The following is a 19,047-nucleotide window of genomic DNA, read 5'->3' as shown; positions in this document are numbered from 1 at the left end:
TTCTCCTTCGCCATAACGCTCGAACTACCGGCGAAGCAGGCTCACAAACGTTTGTCGGGTCGCAGCAATTCCTCTCGGATTCGCTCGGCCTCGCGGCGACACTCCCACATGCGCCGCCGGACCCGATCCTCTTTTTTCCCAATGACTTGGCCGATCATTGCGCACGTCAGACCATCCCGTTCGTGCATCCGAAGGATCTTCACGCAATCCCGGGGCAGCCGCCGCACCACCCGCCACAGCAGGCGCAGCAACTGGTTGCGCTCCAGCTCCCGTTCGGGATCGGGAAGTTTGTCGGGCAGGAGTCTGATCGCCTCCTCCGGGTCGCCATCGGCAAAGCGGCGATTGTAGCGGATATAGTCGATCGCGGTGTGGCTGACCACGCGGCTCACGAATGTCTTGAGTTGCGCCTCGCCGCGGAACTGTCGCTCCCCCAGCGCCGTACGGAGTTCATCTTCTACATCGGAGCGAACGTCGTCAACCTGATACCCGAGCCGCTCCCGGAACGGACCCAGCGCGGCATTAATGTAGCGTCCGATGACTTGGCAGCTCGTGGCATCCCCGCAGAGATAGCCGTCGATCACGTCGATGTCCTGGTTTGTCCCTGCCACGGCGGAAATCTACACGTTAGTCGATTCTTCCGCAAACGTTTTGTCGGGCCGCTCGCCGGAGGAGAAGAAATGACGGATTGCCGATCAAGGGACCCTTTCCAACGGAGGTACACAGACATGACACCCACCCACTTCCCGAAACTCGCGGCGGCGCTGACGCTGGCATCTCTTGCGGCGTACATCCTGATTCCGTCAAGCGCTTCCGCCAGATACCACGATCACAGCGATGAGCTCCCCGGCACCGATACACCGGTCGGCACCTACCTCGCCGTCGCGGCGGGGGCGCTGGCGGTGGTCGGAATCATCGCTCTCGTCAAACACAGCGGCGGCAAGGACAAAGACGTGGTTCCCGCCGACAGCAGCTCGACCGGCCGGGAAGAGCCCGCAGAAGAGACGGAGGGAGAGGGCGACGCCGCCGGGCAATCGTCCGGAGGCGAAAGCGCCGTGTCGGACGATGCCGGAGCGTCGCGACTCGGGCTCTACCTGGGACTGAACCCGGCGGAGACGATCGGGTCCGACGGCCGCAGGCCGGATTTCTCGGACCTGGGCGTGAAAGTCGGGTTTACCCTGAGCTTCTGAACGCACGAACCGCACGCCCCGGGCGGAGGCCCGGGGCGATCATTTGTGGAGGAAAGTGAACTCTCATGAACGCAAGAAGCCTGACTCAGATCACGGCGGTGGTCTTGACTGCGACGCTGTCGCTCTCCGCTGCCGGGTGCGGCTACCGAATTGACTACCGCATGTCGGAAGCAAACACACCCAGGGCGGCCGACCCGCAACCGATGGCCGTCGCGGTCGCGCTCTTCGATGATACCCGGGAGATTGCTGAGCGGAGCCAGGATGGATGCGAGCGTGCGGGGCTTCAAGACTGCGGCGACCGGACGAAGGACAAAGACTTCCGGGGCACTGTGGCGTGGGAGATCAGCCGGGTGGTGGCTGATCACCTGACCTGGGCCCGGTCATTCGACAGAGTGGAGCTCTTTCCCTACCGGACAGCCGCTCTCACCCCGGCGGTTCTGGATTCGCTGAATGGCGCGGGGATCGATGCCGTTCTCACCGGATCAGTGGACCACTTTGTCGGGTACTACGATCAACATCCGGGCACACAATTACTGACGACTGCCGGGCTGGCCGCAGGTTTGGGGTTCGCAGCGGCACTCCTGACCACCGAGACCGAGGAATCCACGGTCGAGATGCCGTTCCAGGACGGCTTCACGATCACGGAAACCAAGATCAACCCGCTCGCGATCAGTTTGGCGGCAATGTCCGGGGGGCTTCTGGGATCGCTGCTTGAAAGCACCGGCAGGCGGGATGTCGATGGTCATGCATTGCTCACCCTGCGTTTGCTGGACACGAAGACGGGGCAGATTCTGTGGGCCGGCACAGCGGAGTCGCAGGACAATGGACATCGCTCCATGCCCGGATTCGACACGGCCAAGCGCAAGCAGGAACTTGCCTTGGCATCGCTGCGGGCGGCCGTCAACAACCTGGTGCGGCAGATCGAAAGTTTCGCGCTGGCCGAGGCAGCGGCCGGTCCGAGCCGCTAGACCAAAACAGGGGTCGCCATGCCGCCTGTCAGGGGAGGGTCTCGCAACGCCCCGAGGACCGAAAAGGTCTCCGGGGCGTTCTATTGGGCGATGTCGCTCTCTGCTCCCGCGCGCAACCGCCCAAACGGAAACTGATCCCGCGCGACCGACATTCTCCCGCAAACCCTTTCCCCCGCCGTTCGCCTGTAGGATCAAAGCCGGTGACTACCCACCCGCAGAGACAAGGAGGATCCCATGACCAGCTATTCGCGAACAACGCACGCTGCCGTTCTGGCTGCTGTCAGCGCGGCGGCATTCTTCGGTTGCAGCGATCACCGGGCTATCCAGCCGGAGACGCCGGCCGAGATCCCGGCCAACAGCGGGACCATCCGAGCCGACCTCAATTCGGTTCCGGCCGGCGGAGAACTCCTGCTGTTCTGTGCGACCGCGCGAATGGGGAAGGCCGGAGTTGTCATCCACTGGGAAGCCGATGCCGGCGGCTTTGATTTCGCCGACAGCGCGTGCGTGCGCTGGACCGCTCCAGGGCATGCCGCCGTCGCGCACATCAGGGTCACCGTGTCCAATGCCAGGGGATCCGTGACAGATCTAGTCTCGATTCTCGTGGTCGAGCCGCCGGATCCGCCGGCGACTCGGCCGGCCGTGATCGCCAGTCTGTAGCCCGCAAATGGTTCTTTTCCGGTCGGCCGTGACAAACGACCGCCAATGTGGTTCGCCTATCAACCACAGGCCGGTAAACAGAATTGGAGAACCACAATGGTCCGGATTTCGACAGAATCCCTTCGCACGGTGCGACGCCGCCACGATCGGTTGCGGGTGGAACGATATCCCGAGCAAGAAATCATTTTCCGGCAAGGAGGTGTTGACAATGGATCTCAGATCGGTAATTTGCGTTAGCGAACGTCAGGTTCCTCGTTCTCAACGTGGGGATAGCGATTCCACATCATATCATGAACAGCCTCGGCTGTTTCGGTCCAAGGAGGAGTGTATGAAGAAGCAGGGCCGCCTCGGCTTTGTCCGGGGCATCCTGATGATGAGCGTGCTGCTGGCATCGGCGATGGGCGGATCTCAAGTCGTCTGGGCGCAGGATCCGCCGGTCATCACCTGCCCGCCAGGGCCTATCGATCTGACGCTTGACGACATCCCAACCGCGGTGATTGAGTTGCCCATTACGGGAGCTACCTCGGTCTCCGGTGGAACATGGGCGAACGACACGATCCAGGTGACTCTGACCATGCCGGTCAAAGACACCATCCGCGTGATCGCAACCAACACATATGGGGCGGATACATGCGACCTGATCGTGCAGTTCCCAGGAGTGACGACGAAGAAGGGGACGATGGCGGGTGCCATATGGACCAAGGCGGAGTCGCCCTACTGTGTTGTGGGAAATCTGGCGGTGGCCAGCCTCACGATTCAGCCTGGTGTCGAGGTCCTGTTCTATGGCGACTTCGAACTGGAAGTCACCGGCATTCTCACCGCCGTTGGCACAGCCAGTGACACCATTCTCTTCGCCGGCGCGGGCACACAGAGATGGCAAGGGATGCTATTCGAGGCGACCATGCCCGGTTCGCAGCTGAGGTATTGCCAGATCGTGGGTGCCCAGAACAGCGGCATGCGCCTGATCAACACGGAGCAAGTAATCGAGAACACAGAGATACGAGGGTGCTCGTCGCCGACCGGCGGTGGTGCCATATACCTGGATCGCCGGCTGAGCGTCGACACGTTGCGCCTGAGGGCTTGTCGGTTTGTGGGAAACAGCTCGCCGTCTACCCATGGCGGCGGGATTTGGGCGGAATTGGGGACAGGCAGCCTGCTCATGCAGGAATGTATTGTGGACTCGAACACGGCTAGGATGAGCGGCGGCGGTATCATAAGCCACTCCACGGGCGGGCATCTAATCGTAGATGACTGCAGATTCGAATACAACGGGGGCAACCCAGGCAACAGCCAGGTGGGAAGTGTCTATGGCGGTGCGATCTATGCCTCTACTGCAAGTGGACTCATCCGGATCACGCGATGCCAGATATTCAACAATGACTTGTACGGACGCGTCAGCTGTACGTTTGGATGCGGCGTGAATGCTTGGGGTGGGGGGGCGTACTTAAGTGGGAGAACAATCATTACCAACTCGGTATTTTCCGGCAACTATGTCTATAGCCGCGTCGACGCGTCTACGGGTGCCAGAAACGCAATGAGCTACGGCGGCGGAGTCTGTCATGAGAACGGGGAACTGACAATCGCCAATACGGTGGTTGCGTGCAATACTGTATACAGCGCCAACGGGTATCGCGCGTGGGGTGCAGGTGTATATTCTGCAGGGGCCGACGCTAATATCGAGAATAGCACATTCGCCAATAATACTGAGAATGCGTTGTACCGCACCGGCGACTCCATAGCCGCCATGAACTCGATCTTCTTCTTCAATAACGGTACTAACCCTGAAATATCCGGCAACGTGGCCGTTACTTTTAGCGATGTTCAAGGCGGTTATCCCGGAACGGGAAACATTGATGTGGGACCGGTGTTCCTAAGCCCGTCGGGCTGCGCCGAGGAGGATCTGACCATTCTATTCCCCTCTCTCTGTATCGATGCCGGGAACCCTGATCCCGCCTATGATGACGTGTGCTTCGGGCCATCACTCGGTGGTGCTCGCAATGATCTTGGTGCCCACGGCGGCCCGGGTGCGTGCGGTTGGTATGGGTTCCCATGGATTCAGAACCCGTCATCGTTTACATCGGTCGGCTGTCAACTTCCAACCGAGGTGAAGTTTCCACTGCTCATCCATCTACAGGATAACGTCACCGTCTCCAATGGCGCCACCTGGGCCAACGACACCCTCTACTTCACGCCGCCGTCGGAGGGGACGCACACGGTCAGGGTGATCGCGGAGAACAGCTATGGCGCGGACACCGCCGATGTCGCGATCAACGTGACGATCGATATCCCCATGAACATCGACCAGACCGACATGGAGTTCACGACCACTGATACCTCGACCGTCATGCCGCCGGCGCAGTGGATTCACGTGAACTCGTCCTGCGGCGACGGTATGCTTAACTGGACGGTGGAACCGCACTTCGATGTGGAGTGGCTCGAGATCGACAAGCTGAGCGGCACAAACCCTGATTCGGTCCGGGTTGCGCTCAAGGGGGATCCGGGGTCGTGGGCCCCCGGTATCTACCGCGCCACGCTGGTGTTTCGGGACATCGCCGGCCGTCACATCCAAACGATCCCGCTGGCGCTGTTTGTCGAGTCCGGAGTCACAGTCGGAACGCAGTACACGCAGCCGGGGCGCACCGTAACTGTGCCGGTTTACCTGCACACCAATGACACGCTGAGGGATTTCACCATCCCCCTGCGCTACTTCACGACCCAGTCTGCGGCCGTGGTGGTCGACTCGGTCAGTTTCAGCCACGCTATTGTCGACACCGCCTGGATCATCCCGGACCAGCAGATCATCATCGTTGATCGGGATATCCAGCCGCCGCCGATGCCGGATTCGACGGATTCGATGATGGTGCCGCAGACCTGCAAGGTGGCGGATATCCACTTCACGGTGCGAGACTTCGCCTACGACGAAAAGGTCCTGATCGATACGACCACTTACGTGGCGCCGGATGATGATACCCTGCGCTACCGCTTCGTACTGGCGACCGGCGATACGACGGTTCCGGCGTTCAGCCCGGGCCAGATCATCATTGGCGAGGAGCCGCCGTGCTGTGTGATGCGGGGCGATTTCACTCACGATTGGCCACCCGAGCTCACTATCCTCGATCTTACCTCTCTCATAGCCTACCTCTTCAGGGGCGGTGCGGCGCCGCAGTGTCTCGACGAAGCCGATGTGAACGCTGATGGTGGGGTTACAGTGGGCGATGCAACCATGCTCATATGCATAATATTCCGCGACTGCCAGACTCCCTTGGCCTGCGGGGTTGTCAAGTCGGCCCGCCGGGCGGCCCCGGAACCGATCGCCTCGCTGCGCACCGAGTTCGATGGCGCCGCGACGACGGTCATTCTCGAAGCCTCCGAGCCGCTCATGGGCGTGCAGATCACACTGCAGGCGGATCACCCGGACAGCATCGCCAACACCACCGAAACCGGCCTTGAGCTGGTTCACGGCACGGTCGATGGGCTCACTCGTGTCGGCCTGCTCGATCTCCAAGGCGAGGTTCACCTGCCGCAGGGATCGACGACGCTGTTCACGGTTCCGGGCGAGGTGACGCTGGTCGATGGCCTCGTGGCCGATATGTCGCACCAGTCGATGATCGCCCGGATCGGCGGCAAGTCCAGTTCGCCGAATCTGCCGCGGCGGTTTGAGCTGGCGCAGAACTACCCGAACCCGTTCAACCCCACGACCGTGATCCAGTTTGCGCTCCCGGTGGCGACCCACGTCCGGCTCGAGGTGATCAACATTCTCGGCCAGACGGTGACGACGCTGGTTGACCGCCAGATGGAGGCGGGGTATCAATCGGTCGAGTGGAACAGCACCAACTCCGACGGGAGCCGGGTCGCGAGCGGCGTGTATTTCTACCGCCTGGAAGCGGGGACATTCCGCGACACGAAGAAGATGCTCTTGTTGAAGTAGCTGCTGGACACGGAAACGGCAAACGAAAGGGGCGGCCGCCGGCCGCCCTTTTCTCATTTGCCGGCCGGTGGCGACAATACGGTGGAAGTTTGCCGCCTTCTCCCGGTCAAATTGCCTGAATGCGCACTGGACCTCCCGCTTTCCCCCGCCGCAACCTCCGCGCCCTCACACAAAATGGCGGAGAGGCTGGGATTCGAACCCAGGGTACCCGAGGGTACAACGGTTTTCGAGACCGCCGCTTTCGACCACTCAGCCACCTCTCCGTGTCTTCGCAGGCGCCGGGGCCGAAAGCCCCGGTCGCCGCGACTATCCAATTTAATCTTCCGCCACCGTTTGTAAAGTCCAATTTCCGCCCGCCTCGGCCCAGAGCAGCCGCATCCCGGCTCAGGCCACCCGGCGCTTCCAACCAGCGCCGGCGAAGCCTGTTCAGCACTAACCAGCCGGGCGTGTCGCGCGAGGGTCGGCCGAAGGCGTTGCGCGAGGGTCGGCCGAAGACGTTGCGCGGGGGCTCGCCGAGAACATTACGCGGAGCCGGCCCGGGGTGTCCGGCCGTGGAGGAGCGGGCGCCGCCGCGGGGCGCCGCAATTAACCGATTGCCCCGCCGCAGACCATTGCGTATACATACCGGAACCACCAGCGTGCCCTTGCAGGAGAGCAAAGATGAAAGACCCGCACTTCAGTCCCTTCGTCCCGCCCGACCGCAGTCTCCGCGAGTTCACCTTTCGCGCGGTCGCTCTCGGGGCGATCCTCGGCATCGTCTTCGCCGCCTCGTCGGTCTACCTGGCTCTGAAGGTCGGCATGACCGTGAGCGCCTCAATCCCCATCGCCGTGCTCTCGATCACGCTCTTCCGCGTGCTCGGCCGCGCGACCATTCTGGAGAACAACATCGTGCAGACGACCGGGTCGGCCGGGGAATCGATCGCTTTCGGTGTGGCCACCACCATGCCGGTCTTCCTGCTGCTCGGCCAGGACATGGAGCTGCTGAGCATCTGCTGGATGGCACTCCTGGGCGGGATCCTCGGCGTCCTCATGATGATCCCGCTGCGCCAGGGGCTGATCGTCAAGGAACACGGCCGGCTCACCTATCCGGAGGGGACTGCCTGCGCCGACGTGCTCATCGTGGGCGAGCAGGGCGGCACCAATGCCAAGACCGTCTTTCTCGGTTTCGGGCTGGGCGCCGCGTACAAGTTTTTGAACGCGGGCATGAAGCTGTGGGCGGAGATTCCCAACCGCATGCTGGGGTTCTTTAAGGGAGCCTCGGTGGCGGCGGAGATCACGCCCGAGCTCCTCGGCGTCGGCTACATCATCGGCCGCCGGGTCTCCGCGAACATGATGGCGGGCGGCCTGCTGTCGTACCTCATTCTCATCCCCGCGATCACGATTTTCGGCGAGAACCTCACGGCGCCGATGTTCCCGGCCACGACCCTCATCCGCGACATGTCGCCGAACGAGGTGCGCAACGCCTACGTGCTCTACATCGGGGCCGGTGCAGTCGCCACCGGCGGCATCATCAGCCTCATCCGGTCCTTCCCCACCATCATCGCCGCGTTCCGCCGCGGCTTCCGCACGTTCCTGGACTCCCGCGCGGGGAAGGGGGCGCAGGAGGCGGTGCTCCGCACCGAGCGCGACCTCCCGCTCTCGGTCGTGGTCTTTGGATCAATCGGCCTGGTCCTCGCCATCTGGCTCTCCCCCATCCTCCACATCAACGTCATCTCGGCCGTCCTGATCGTCCTCTTCGGGTTCTTCTTCGTCACCGTCTCCAGCCGCATCACCGGCGAAATCGGCTCCTCCTCGAACCCGATCTCGGGTATGACCGTGGCCACCCTCCTGATCACCTGCCTGCTCTTCCTGGCCGTCGGATGGACGGGCGTGTCGTACCGGGCGATGGCTCTCTCGACGGCGGCGATCGTCTGCATCGCCGCCTCGAACGGCGGCACAATCAGCCAGGATCTCAAAACCGGCTTCCTCGTCGGGGCCACGCCCCGGCTCCAGCAGATCGCCATCATGATCGGCGTCATCTCCAGCGCCCTGGTCATCGGGCTCATCGTCATCGCCCTCAACAACGCCTACACGACCGTGACCCCCGCCCGCCACCCCGACTACCTCGCGGCCGCCGCTCCCGGCGCCGAGACGCAGCAGGGTCCGGACGGCGCGATGTACCGCGTGCACTATGTCAACGAGCCGGTCGGGACCGTCCTGATCGGCAAGTACCTGGTCGACGATTCGGGGCGGATCGCCTACCTCGTCGATCCCGGCATCGCGGGCGTCGTGTCGGAGGTCGACGGCAAGCAGGTGACGAAGCTCGATTCGCCCAAGGCGCGGCTCTTCAGTCTCATCATCGACGGCATCCTCACGCAGAAACTTCCCTGGGGGCTGGTGCTGATCGGCGTGTTCTTGGCGCTCATGATGGAGCTGGTGGGGATCTCGTCCCTTCCCTTCGCGGTCGGCCTCTATCTCCCGCTGTCGAGTTCGGCACCGATCATGGCGGGCGGTCTCATCCGCGGCATTGTCGACCGCAAGCGCAAGAGCAATTCCGCGGAGGCGGAGTTCTCGCCGGGCGTGCTCATGTCGTCCGGATTCATCGCCGGCGCCGCCATCATGGGCATCGTCGTCGCCGGCCTCACCGGCTTCGGACTGGACAAGGCGATCAACGGCTCCGGGTGGTCGCACTACCTCTCGGAGGCGGACTGGTTCTCGCTGATCCCGTTCGGGGCGCTCATGTACATGCTGTACCGGGTGGGCGTGTCGGTGAAGGACAAGGGGAAACAGAAAAGCGCCGCCTGAGCCGGCGCAGCCCGACGGCAAATGAAAAGGCGGCCCGCAGGCGTATCCGGCGGGCCGCGCTGTTTGTCCCGGGGGGGCCGCTTATCGGCGGGGCGGGGGAGACCCCGGACGCCGGAAATCGGGCGCGGCCCTCGGCCGGCCGCCCTACGTCAGCTCGCCGGGGCGGCGCTGGGTGCGCAGGAGTCCCCGGGCGGCCAGGTCCTCCTGCTGTTTGATCAGGCCGCGCACCATGCCGTACCTCGGCCGGACTATCTGGAACGCGAGAAACGAGAGGACCACGAACACCAGCCCCTCGCGGAACCGCCCGGTGAGCAGGAAATAGGCGAACCCGTTGAGGGCGATGCCGGCGATGAGCAGGAAAACCGGCCGCAGGCGCACCCGGAGTTCGCCGCGGATATCCTCCTCGAGCGTCTCGATCCGCCGCACCATGGGCAAAGCCAGTGTCTTCGACCGCCACAGGACGGCGGCGGCCCCCTCGGCGACGCTCACCACCGCCAGGACATAGAAGAGCGGGTTGGCGGCCGCCCCGAGCGCGTTGCCCAGGCCGCCGCGCTGCTCGATGACATAGGCCGCCAGCAGCAGCCCGGCGGGCAGCAGGATGTTGATGAACAGCCCCTGGTAGAGCGACCCGGCGATCATGCGCGCCAGATCGTACCGATCTTCGTTCCCTTCGTCTCTCATAACCGCTCCGCCCCTTCGATAAACTGTTCGTATTTCTCCCGCCGCGGCCAATAGAGGCCGAGCCACACGAGTCCGACCAGGTAGAAAATGAGCATCCGCATCAGATCCCAGGTCAGAAGGTACACGACAAACCCGTAGAGGAACGTTGCCTCGACGAAGGCCATGCGGAGGACGGCGAGATGGAAGAACATCCGGTCGGCCGTGCGCCGGCCGGGCCGGCGGCGCCAGTCGGCCAGCAGGGGCCGCTCGATCAGCAGCGCCAGCAGCGGATCGACGATCCCCAGGATCAGCAGGAGGTAGAACGCGACGTCAATCGCCCCCGCGCCGTTTTCGCCGAGCGGCGACGAATCCGGGTGGACGAGCGCGGCAATGGCGAAGAAGAACGCCGGCGCGACAATCCCGACCGCTGCCGCGACCACCCGAATGACCATCCACGTCCGCTCCTGCGTCTCGCTCAGCGGTTTCACGTCACTTCTTCTCCCTTGGCTTGGCGGAGGCGCTGGAAAAACGCCCGCATCAGTTCCGCGGCCGCGTCGGCCAGGACGCCTTCGACAATTTCCGCCCGGTGGTTCAGCCGGGGATCGCCGGGGATCAGGAAAATCGAACCGCAGGCGCCGAATTTGGGGTCGCGCGATCCGAACACGATTCGTTCGATCCGGGACAGTACGGCGGCCCCGGCGCACATGGCGCACGGCTCGAGCGTGCAGTACAGCTCGCAGCCTTCGAGGCGCCAGTCGCCGAGCGCGTTGGCCGCCGCCGTCAGCGCAATCATCTCCGCGTGCGCCGTGGCGTCATGCAGATGGACGGTGCGGTTGGCCCCCCGGCCGATCACGCGGTCCCCCTGCACCACCACCGCGCCCACCGGCACCTCCCCCTCCTCGAAAGCCTGCTCCGCCTCGCGCAGCGCCAGCCGCATATATATGCTGTACCGGTCCGAGTCCATCCGAATAATATAGATCCGTTGGATTACCCGCGGCAACCCCTTTGTCGGCCGACCGGGGGGGAGGCGGCCCGGCGCGACGCCGTCACTTCAGCAGCCGTCGGGTGATTTCGTCGGCGAGGTGAATGCCCTCTTCCGACAGACGCAGCATCCCCCGTTCGGGAATCAGATGCCCCGACTCGACCAGGAGCGCGTACTGCTCCGTATCGAGCCGCGATTCGATAGGCTGGCCGAAGCGTTCGGCGAAGGCGGAGCGGCTGATCCCGCGGGCCGTGCGCAGACCGAGCATGATCGCCTCGGTCATCCGCTCCGGCGCCCCCGACTCGTCAACCGTGCGGGGGAGAATGCCGGCCTGGAGCGCCTTGATGTACTCGCGCACGTTCGGCCAGTTGGCGAACCGGGTGTTGTCGAGGTAGGAATGGGCCGAGGGCCCCAGCCCGAGGTACTCCGCCCCCTCCCAGTAGCCGAGGTTGTGCCGGCACTCGAACCCCGGTCGGGCGAACGAGGAGACCTCGTACCGCAGGTACCCGAGGTCCGCCATCTGTTCCACGCCCCCGCGGTAAAGCGCCAGCAACAGTTCCTGGTCGGGCATCCGCAGTTTCCCCGCCTTCACCCGCCGCCACAGGGGCGTCCCCTCTTCCACCGTGAGCTGGTAGTACGACACGTGGGGGGGTTCGAAATCGAGCAGTTGGTCGAGATCGGCCGCCAGCATCTTGCTGGTCTGGCCGGGGAGTCCGAAGATGAAATCAACTCCCCAGGCGCGGAACCCCAGCGCGTTGGCGTAGTAAATCGCCCGGTAGCTGTCGTGCGGGTGGTGGCGCCGGTCGAGCAGTTTCAGTAGCCGCGTGTTGAACGACTGCACTCCGAACACCGGCCGGTTCACGCCCAGCCCTTTGAGCCGCTCGAGCTGCTCCCGCGTCACCGCCTCGGGGTTGCACTCGATGGTAAACTCGATTTCGTCGGCGACATCGATATGCCGCCGCAGGTGGCCGAGCCAGTCGGTCAGGAGATCCGGATCGGAGATATTGGGCGTGCCACCGCCGATAAAGATGGTCGTGACCTGGCTGCGCTGCACCGCCGGGTGCTCGGCGGCGAGTTCCGTTTCAATGCGCAGCGCGTGGTAGAACTCGCGTTCCAGGGCGGCCTGGTGCTTCTCTTTGTAAAAGTCGCAGTAGGAGCACGTGTTGCGGCAAAAGGGGAAATGTACGTACAGGCCGAACGGCATGCCTCAGAGCGCCAGTCCGACACGGTCCCAGCGAACGTGGGACGGGAAGTTGAAGACAACATACCCGATCCACTGGACCGCATCGATCACGTAGGGAAATGAGAATCCCGGCGCCCCGTCGTCCGGCTGCCACGACCAGTACACGAACACCGCCTTTCCCTTGACATTCTGGGCGGGCACGCCCCCCCAGAACCGGCTGTCCCGGCTGTCGTCACGGTTGTCCCCCATGACGAAGTACTGGTTCTCCGGCACCACGTAGGGCCCGAAATTGTCGCGGAACGACAGATCGGCGGGCAGTATCCGCTGATCCGTGTGCTGGGCGTGGGCCGGAATCTCGGCCACCGCGCCGTCCACATACAGAACCTTGTCGCCCACCACGACTTCCTGCCCCGGCAGCGCCACAATGCGCTTGATGTAATCCTTGGTGGGATTGTTGGGGTAGGCGAAGACGATGATGTCGCCGACCTTCGGCGCTCCGCCATACTTGTAGGCCAGCTTGTTGACGAAGATGTAATCCCCTTCGTACAACGTCCCCTCCATCGAGGAGGAGCTGACCCGGTAGGCCGAGACCACGAACATCCGCAGAAGGACGGCGGCCAGGAAGGCGAGGATGGCGGTGTCAAGGTACTCGCGCCAGACCGGGCGCGGGGCCCGGTAGCGGCGCACCCGCTCGGCCTCTTTGTGAGCTTCCGCGCGCTTGATGTCCTGTATGAGGAAATCCTCTTCCATACGTATTAGGGTTATCGGTTGCGCACCGAACTTGCTTTAGCCGCCCACACGGCCAAAGTCCGCATAAATATATGGACCGGCCGGAATTACGCCAGCCCCCGTTTTCCCGCACGTCGTCGGCCGGCGAAAACGCATTGACAGACCGCAACTTCCCGCCTATACTATAATTGCGTCCGCCGACTGGCCCGCGCCGGCCGGCTCGCGGCGAGCCGGGCTTCACCGGCGGGCACACCAAGGGGTCTTCGGGTCCATGCGGAAGTCGGCGCCCATGAAACAGTCGTTCCCGCGTTTGTAGGGTCGCCTTGGTCCATTACGTCAGTGAAGGAGGTAAGGTGCACAGGCTCCGCATCGCGTCGTGGCTGGTGCTGGGGTTGTCCTTGCTCGGCCCGGCCGAGCAGGTTCGGGCGCAGAACTGCGATTCCGTCCCCTTCTCCCGCGACGAGGTCGGCCTCCAGACGATCGTCGGCCTGCCCGGCGACACCATCTGGGCCCCCGTCTGGGCCATCACCGACTCCACCCTGATCGCCTTCCGGATGGTCATTCAGTTTGACTCGACAATTCTCCGGCCCCTCTTCGCGGCCCCCGGCAGCGATCAACTGGTCGTCGAACCGGCCGGCCGCTTCGCCGGCTCGGTCAACCTGGCGGCGAGTTTGTCCGAGGCCGAGATTGACTCCGGCGCCATCGCCGTCGTCTTCCTGCCGTTTCTGAACTCCAACGACACCATTCCGGCCGGCCGTGGCGTCATCCTCCGCATTCCTTTCGTCGTTCAGCAGGAGGCCCTGTTCGCGGAATACTCGCTCATTAGATTTCCGCGGCGCACGGTCTACTTGGTCGACTCTTCAAGCGCGCCGCCCGACTCCACGGCGATCTGCCGGGGGACCGACTTCGTGGAGCGGTCCGGCGGGCCCTCGGGCATGGCCGAAGGATTTCCCCGGCCGAGCACGGCGTACTTCTTCACCGACCCCGACCCGGCCGGTCCTCCGCGCATCGAGTACTTCGGCATCGACCCGCGCTCGGCCTGGCAGGGGGACACCGTGCAGGCCGTCTGGTCGGTGCGCAACGCTGACAGCATCGTGCTGGCGCCGGCGGTCGGCATGCACCCGGGCAGCGTTCAGACCGAGCCGTTTGAGGTGGTGGAGGGCGCGCCGACGACCTACACCCTGACCGCCTTCGGCCGCGGCGCCCCCGTCTCGCGGACGCTGCGCCTGCTGGCCGTCCCCCCGGGCGCCAACCGCTTTCCATACTGGCAGTACTACCCCGAGCCGGTCGGCGGGCCGGTGCTCTCTCCCATCCGCCGGTACCTTTGGGCGATCGATCCCGATGGCGACGAGCCGACTTTCTCGTCGCCCAATCTTCCGCCCGGTGCGGTGCTCATCGCCCTTGGCGGCGGCGGCGTCCTGTTCGAGTGGACGCCCTCGGCCGCCGATACCGGCTATCGCGCGGTGTCGATTCTCACCCACGATGCACTCGACTCGGCCCGCTGCGACTCCCTGAATCTCGAGATCTATGTTCGGGACGCCAACTTCCCCCCGACCTACTCCTATGACAGCAGCGACCGGATGATCTTCGAGGGAGACACCCTCCGCATCCCGATCGCCGCGGCTGATCCGAACGGAACCATCCCCTCGATCGCAGCCCACCTTCACTATGCCGATACGCTGGCGGCGAACATGTCGTTCGTCGACAGCGGCAACGGCGCCGGCCTCCTGACTTTCCTTCCGAGTTATTTCCAGGGAAACCTGGCGCCGACCTACTATCTGGTCAGTTTCACGATTCGCGACGCGGTCGACCCGGCGCTCACGGTCGCCACCGCGCCCGTGCGCATCTACGTGCAGAACCGCAACAGCGGCCTCGGCCCGCCGGTGCTCTCGCTCTCGGCGGGGGAGGGGCCGTTTACCGTCGCTGAGGAAGACAGCCTGGTATTCGAACTGACGGCGGCGACTTCCACCGGCGACATCCCGGTGATCTCGGCGAGCGCGCTCCCGCCGACCGCCTCGCTCACCGACTACCCCGGCGCGACCGCCGGCGATCACAAGATTTTCCGATTCAAGCCGGCCGACGGCATGGTCGGGGAGTACCGGGTCACTTTCTACGCGGCCAACGTCGACCTGATCGATTCGGCCGCGGTCGACCTCGCGGTGGTCGCCCGCAACCATCCGCCGGTCATCATGCTGCTGCCGGGCAATGATGTGATCTTCGAGGAAGACACGGCCCGTGTGCGCGTCCTGGCGTTCGATCCCGATTCGGTGCCGTCCGTGCTCACCGCGTACCTCGACGGGACCGACACGCTCGCGCGCAACATGACGATGGTCGATTCCGGCAACGGGGCGGGGGTCCTCACTTTCGTGCCCAACCGCGTGCAGGGGAGTCCCTGCGGCCCCGTGTTCTACTACCTGCGCTTTCGCGCCACCGATCCGATCCCGCCCCACCCCTCCGTCATCAGTTCCGTCCGGACCATCAGGGTGTACGACTCCGGCCTGCCCTGCTGTATCGGGCGGCGCGGCGACGTCAACTACGACAGCAACGGGTTGGGAGCGCCGACGGTGGCGGATCTCACCGGCCTGATTGCGTTCGTGTTTCGTCCCGGCGCCCCGTTACCGTGCTACCAGGAAGGGGATTTCGATTCTTCGGGCGCAATCGGCGTGGTCGACATTACGACGCTGATCGGCTACCTCTTCCAGGGCGGCCCGCCGCCGACCGAGTGCCCGGCGGCGCGCTCGCCCGGCGACTCCGGGCCGGGGTGCCGCGAGTGACCGGCACATCCGCCGGCGGCCGCACCGTCATTCGCGGCGGCCGGCGCTGACATAGACCTGATGGAGAAAGGGACTCACCATGTATCCTTGCTGCTCACCGCGGCGCGCGGCGATCGTGGCGGCCCTGCTCGTCGCCGTACTGCCGGCAGCCCCGCTCGGTCCCCCGGCGGCGGCCGCCGGGGTCGGCTCGGCCGAACGCGGCTCGAAAGCGTTCTCCGCCCAACCGATCTTCACCTTCGACACCCAGTGGCGGGTCGAACACATCGAGACCGCTGATCTGAACGGCGACGGTATCCCCGACATCATCGCCGGCGAACAGAACACCGACTACTACGGCGACCCGCACAACGTCTTCGCCGTCGACGGCGCCACCGGCGATACCCTCTGGCGGTATCCGCTTCAGGATGCGGTGCGCTCGATGACCATCGGCGACGTCAACAACGACGGCGTGATGGACGTCATCGCGGGCGCCTCGTACAACGCCTCGAACACCCCCGACGGCCGCGTCCACGCCATCAATGGCGAGAACGGCGCCCCCCTCTGGACCTACCCCGTGAACAACACCGTCTCCTGCGTCGCCGTCGGAGATTTCGACGGTGACGCGTTTGCCGACGTCGTCGCCGGGTCGTTTGACGACAACATCTACGCCATCGCCGGTGTCGATGGTTCCTACCTCTGGAGCGTCACCATCGGCTCCCTCTGGATCAACGACGTGGCCGCCGCCGACGTCAACGGCGACGGGATCGACGACGTCGCCTACGCCCACGAATACCTCGCCGGCTACACCAACCACATCGGGGTGCGCGACGGGATCGACGGCTCCGTGATCTGGGACCTGCCGGTCGCCTACGTGCCGACGCGCGTGCTCTACGGCGACTTCGACGCCGACGGGACGCTCGATCTCGCGATCGGCGCCATGGACGAGCTCGACCAGGGTTGGGTCTTCCTGCGCTCGGCCGCCTCCGGTGGACTCATCTGGGACTACCAGATCTTCAGCGTCGAGCACGTCAACGGTCTCGTCACCCTCTTCTCGTGGGATCTCGACGGCAACGGCGACCAGGACCTGGTCGTCGGAAACTACCTCGGCGCCTACCACGTGTATGCGTTCGATGGTCCGACGGCGAGCCTCATGTTCACCTCCGAGCCGCTCACCAGCTTCCCGCAGGAACTGGCCTTCGGCGACGTGACCGGTGACGGCGCGCTCGACATCGTCTGCTCCGCCTGGGACCGGGTCGAGGTGCTCGGCGCGGACGACGGCAAGAAGCTCTGGTACTACTCGGTGGCCGGCCTGATCAAGGACGTGGCCGTGGGCGACTTCGACAGCGACGGCGTGCTCGACGTGGCCGCCGGCGGCGGCGCCGAATATGTCGGCACCAATCCCGGCAAAGGCGTCTGGGCGCTCCGCACCGTCTACTCCCCGCTCCTCTGGGAGTACGTGTTCAACCAGTACGGCAACGAACTGACAATCTGCAATCTCAACGACGACGCCTACCTGGATGTCGTGGCGGTCATGTCGCTGGGCGATGCGGCGCTGGCGATCAACGGCCTCACCGGGCAGGAGCTCTGGACCTGGGTCGGGACGGAGAACCTTTACGCCGTCACCAGCGGCGACTTCAACAGCGACGGCGTCGACGAGGTCGCCGTGGCCGGCGCCGACAAGCGGGTGACCGCCCTCGGGGTCGTCGACAAAGCGGTGCAGTGGCAGTTCACGACGCCCACCGCCCAGATCTACCGCAAGTGCCTTGCGTCGAGCGATCTCAACGGCGACGGTGCCGACGATGTCATCGCCGGCTGCGACGACGGCCATGTCTACGCCATCAACGGCCTCACCGGGATCGCCCTCTGGGACGCCCCGAGCCTCGGCGCGGTCAACGAAGTGGAACTGGCGCAGATGAACGACGTCGGCCCGCTCGATGTCGTCGCCGCCTCCTCGACCGGCAAAGTCTGGGTGCTCAACGGCGAGACCGGCGCCGTCCTCTGGGATTACACCACCGGCGGCACCTGCGAGCACGTCGAGGTGCTCGACGTCAACGGCGACAAGGTCAACGACATCGCGGCCGGCGTCGCCCCGAGCGCCGCCAGGGTGATCATGATCAACGGCGCCACCCATCTCGAAATGTGGAACGTGAGCCTCGGCCTGGCCTCCAACACCCACAGCTTCGCCCACGGCGACCTGAGCGGCGACGGACTGGACGATCTCGTCGCCCCCGGCAACTCGACCGACCGCAAGGTCCACGCCCTCTGGGGACTCACCGGCGGCGACCTCTGGACGCCCTTCCTGACCGGCGACGAGGTCAACTGCGTCTGGGTGCAGGACATGGACGGCGACGGGGTCAACGACGTCATCGCCGGCTCCGACGACCAGCTCGTGTACGTGCTGCACGGCAACACCGGTGTCCCGTACTGGCAGTTCTCCACCAGCGGCGACGTCATGCACCTCATGGTCGGCGACATCGCCGGCCCCGGCCGACCGAGCATCGCCTGCGTGACGTTCGACGGCGACGGCACGGTCTACGCCTTCGATTCCTGGTACGTCGAGCCGGGCTGCTGCACGCTGCGCGGCGACTACGACAGCGACGGCGCGATCAAAGTCGCCGACCTCACCCAGCTCGTCGCCTACCTCTTCCGGGGCGGCCCCGCGCCGGGCTGTTTTGAGCACGGCGATATCGACGGCGACGGGACGATCAAGGTGAGCGATTTGACCCTGCTGATCTCGTACCTGTTCCGCAGCGGCCCGCCGCCCGCCGCCTGCCCGTAAGTCCGGGCTGTCTCGGCCAAGCCGAGAGAAAGACGACGCCTGCCGCTTCCCCCCGCGCGGGGGAAGCGGCACGGCCGCGGCCTCGCCGAAAAAAATAGACCCCCGATCCGCAATATCGCTTGACAGGCAATCCCCTGCTGCCTAAATTATAAGTGAAACCGTCAGGGTCTTTTCGTTCACCGCCAAGAGAAGTCCATATCCTCACCTCGTGCGACGCCTGTGGTGCGTCTCGGACTGGAGAGAAAAGCCAATTCCCCGCCTCGCATGCCTCTTCATCGGAACGGGTAATGCTCAACGTCAGTGAGGAGGTGCATATGAGATGAATGTGTCCGCGACGGCGGCTGGTCGCCGCGCCGCGGACCCAGGAGAGATCCTGCCAAGACCAGAGAGACCTACTACCGCGAAAGCGAAACGATTGACCGCAATGTCCCGGCGTC

13 protein-coding genes and 1 tRNA gene are annotated in these 19,047 nt (G+C 64.5%); 7 read left to right on the top strand and 7 right to left on the bottom strand.

The window, feature by feature from the left end:
* Positions 1–41: 41 nt before the first annotated feature.
* A complete protein-coding gene (locus KA261_04935) occupies positions 42–608 on the bottom strand; it encodes a sigma-70 family RNA polymerase sigma factor (GenBank protein ID MBP7697134.1) in 567 nt (188 codons plus the stop codon).
* A gap of 117 nt (positions 609–725) precedes the next feature.
* Here KA261_04935 and KA261_04930 point away from each other — a divergent pair, with 117 nt between their 5' ends.
* The 4 genes from KA261_04930 to KA261_04915 all read left to right on the top strand — a co-directional run bounded on the left by KA261_04930 (position 726) and on the right by KA261_04915 (position 6,740).
* A complete protein-coding gene (locus KA261_04930) occupies positions 726–1,187 on the top strand; it encodes a hypothetical protein (protein ID MBP7697133.1) in 462 nt (153 codons plus the stop codon).
* Between the two features lie 65 nt (positions 1,188–1,252).
* Positions 1,253–2,155, top strand: coding sequence for a hypothetical protein (locus tag KA261_04925; GenBank protein ID MBP7697132.1), 903 nt, complete (start codon positions 1,253–1,255; stop codon positions 2,153–2,155).
* 234 nt (positions 2,156–2,389) lie between these two features.
* Positions 2,390–2,812, top strand: coding sequence for a hypothetical protein (locus tag KA261_04920; GenBank protein ID MBP7697131.1), 423 nt, complete (start codon positions 2,390–2,392; stop codon positions 2,810–2,812).
* A 328-nt stretch (positions 2,813–3,140) separates the two neighbouring features.
* The gene (locus KA261_04915; GenBank protein ID MBP7697130.1) at positions 3,141–6,740 is read left to right on the top strand and encodes a T9SS type A sorting domain-containing protein; all 3,600 of its coding nucleotides are present in this window, start codon (positions 3,141–3,143) and stop codon (positions 6,738–6,740) included.
* Positions 6,741–6,915: 175 nt separating this feature from the next.
* Here the strand turns inward: KA261_04915 and KA261_04910 are convergent.
* A tRNA-Ser gene (locus tag KA261_04910) sits at positions 6,916–7,003 on the bottom strand.
* A 397-nt stretch (positions 7,004–7,400) separates the two neighbouring features.
* On the opposite strand from KA261_04910, the gene KA261_04905 reads away from it, so the two are divergent.
* Positions 7,401–9,524, top strand: coding sequence for an oligopeptide transporter, OPT family (locus tag KA261_04905; GenBank protein MBP7697129.1), 2,124 nt, complete (start codon positions 7,401–7,403; stop codon positions 9,522–9,524).
* Positions 9,525–9,668: 144 nt separating this feature from the next.
* Here the strand turns inward: KA261_04905 and KA261_04900 are convergent, their stop codons facing one another.
* From KA261_04900 to lepB, 5 genes are all read right to left on the bottom strand, one after another.
* Entirely contained in the window at positions 9,669–10,205 is a 537-nt protein-coding gene (locus KA261_04900; protein ID MBP7697128.1) for a hypothetical protein, read from the bottom strand.
* Positions 10,202–10,672: a hypothetical protein gene (locus KA261_04895; GenBank protein ID MBP7697127.1), complete on the bottom strand. Its 471-nt coding sequence runs from the start codon at positions 10,670–10,672 to the stop codon at positions 10,202–10,204. The genes KA261_04900 and KA261_04895 overlap by 4 nt, the downstream gene beginning before the upstream one ends.
* Positions 10,669–11,121: a tRNA adenosine(34) deaminase TadA gene (gene tadA / locus KA261_04890; GenBank protein MBP7697126.1), complete on the bottom strand. Its 453-nt coding sequence runs from the start codon at positions 11,119–11,121 to the stop codon at positions 10,669–10,671. The genes KA261_04895 and tadA overlap by 4 nt, the downstream gene beginning before the upstream one ends.
* A 109-nt stretch (positions 11,122–11,230) precedes the next feature.
* Positions 11,231–12,370 (bottom strand): radical SAM family heme chaperone HemW, encoded by a 1,140-nt coding sequence (gene hemW / locus KA261_04885; GenBank protein MBP7697125.1) that lies wholly within the window; start codon positions 12,368–12,370, stop codon positions 11,231–11,233.
* Between the two features lie 3 nt (positions 12,371–12,373).
* Entirely contained in the window at positions 12,374–13,099 is a 726-nt protein-coding gene (lepB, locus tag KA261_04880) for a signal peptidase I (GenBank protein ID MBP7697124.1), read from the bottom strand.
* Between the two features lie 332 nt (positions 13,100–13,431).
* Here lepB and KA261_04875 point away from each other — a divergent pair, with 332 nt between their 5' ends.
* Complete coding sequence (locus KA261_04875; protein MBP7697123.1) at positions 13,432–15,852, top strand: hypothetical protein; 2,421 nt, start codon at positions 13,432–13,434, stop codon at positions 15,850–15,852.
* A gap of 115 nt (positions 15,853–15,967) precedes the next feature.
* A complete protein-coding gene (locus KA261_04870) occupies positions 15,968–18,610 on the top strand; it encodes a VCBS repeat-containing protein (protein MBP7697122.1) in 2,643 nt (880 codons plus the stop codon).
* Positions 18,611–19,047 lie beyond the last annotated feature (437 nt).

The sequence above is a fragment of the Candidatus Zixiibacteriota bacterium genome, assembly GCA_017999435.1.
Lineage (GTDB): Bacteria > Zixibacteria > MSB-5A5 > GN15 > FEB-12 > JAGNLV01.
The sequence above is the reverse complement of the archived record's forward strand: the minus strand, read 5'-3'. Positions and strand labels throughout refer to the sequence as shown.

Bases quoted from the DNA above. Each gene is read 5' to 3' on its own strand.
- KA261_04900 (MBP7697128.1), bottom strand. From the start codon at position 10,205: ATGAGAGACGAAGGGAACGAAGATCGGTACGATCTGGCGCGCATGATC.
- KA261_04905 (MBP7697129.1), top strand. From the start codon at position 7,401: ATGAAAGACCCGCACTTCAGTCCCTTCGTCCCGCCCGACCGCAGTCTC.
- KA261_04925 (MBP7697132.1), top strand. From the start codon at position 1,253: ATGAACGCAAGAAGCCTGACTCAGATCACGGCGGTGGTCTTGACTGCG.
- lepB (MBP7697124.1), bottom strand. From the start codon at position 13,099: ATGGAAGAGGATTTCCTCATACAGGACATCAAGCGCGCGGAAGCTCAC.
- KA261_04920 (MBP7697131.1), top strand. From the start codon at position 2,390: ATGACCAGCTATTCGCGAACAACGCACGCTGCCGTTCTGGCTGCTGTC.
- KA261_04915 (MBP7697130.1), top strand. From the start codon at position 3,141: ATGAAGAAGCAGGGCCGCCTCGGCTTTGTCCGGGGCATCCTGATGATG.
- KA261_04930 (MBP7697133.1), top strand. From the start codon at position 726: ATGACACCCACCCACTTCCCGAAACTCGCGGCGGCGCTGACGCTGGCA.
- hemW (MBP7697125.1), bottom strand. From the start codon at position 12,370: ATGCCGTTCGGCCTGTACGTACATTTCCCCTTTTGCCGCAACACGTGC.
- tadA (MBP7697126.1), bottom strand. From the start codon at position 11,121: ATGCGGCTGGCGCTGCGCGAGGCGGAGCAGGCTTTCGAGGAGGGGGAG.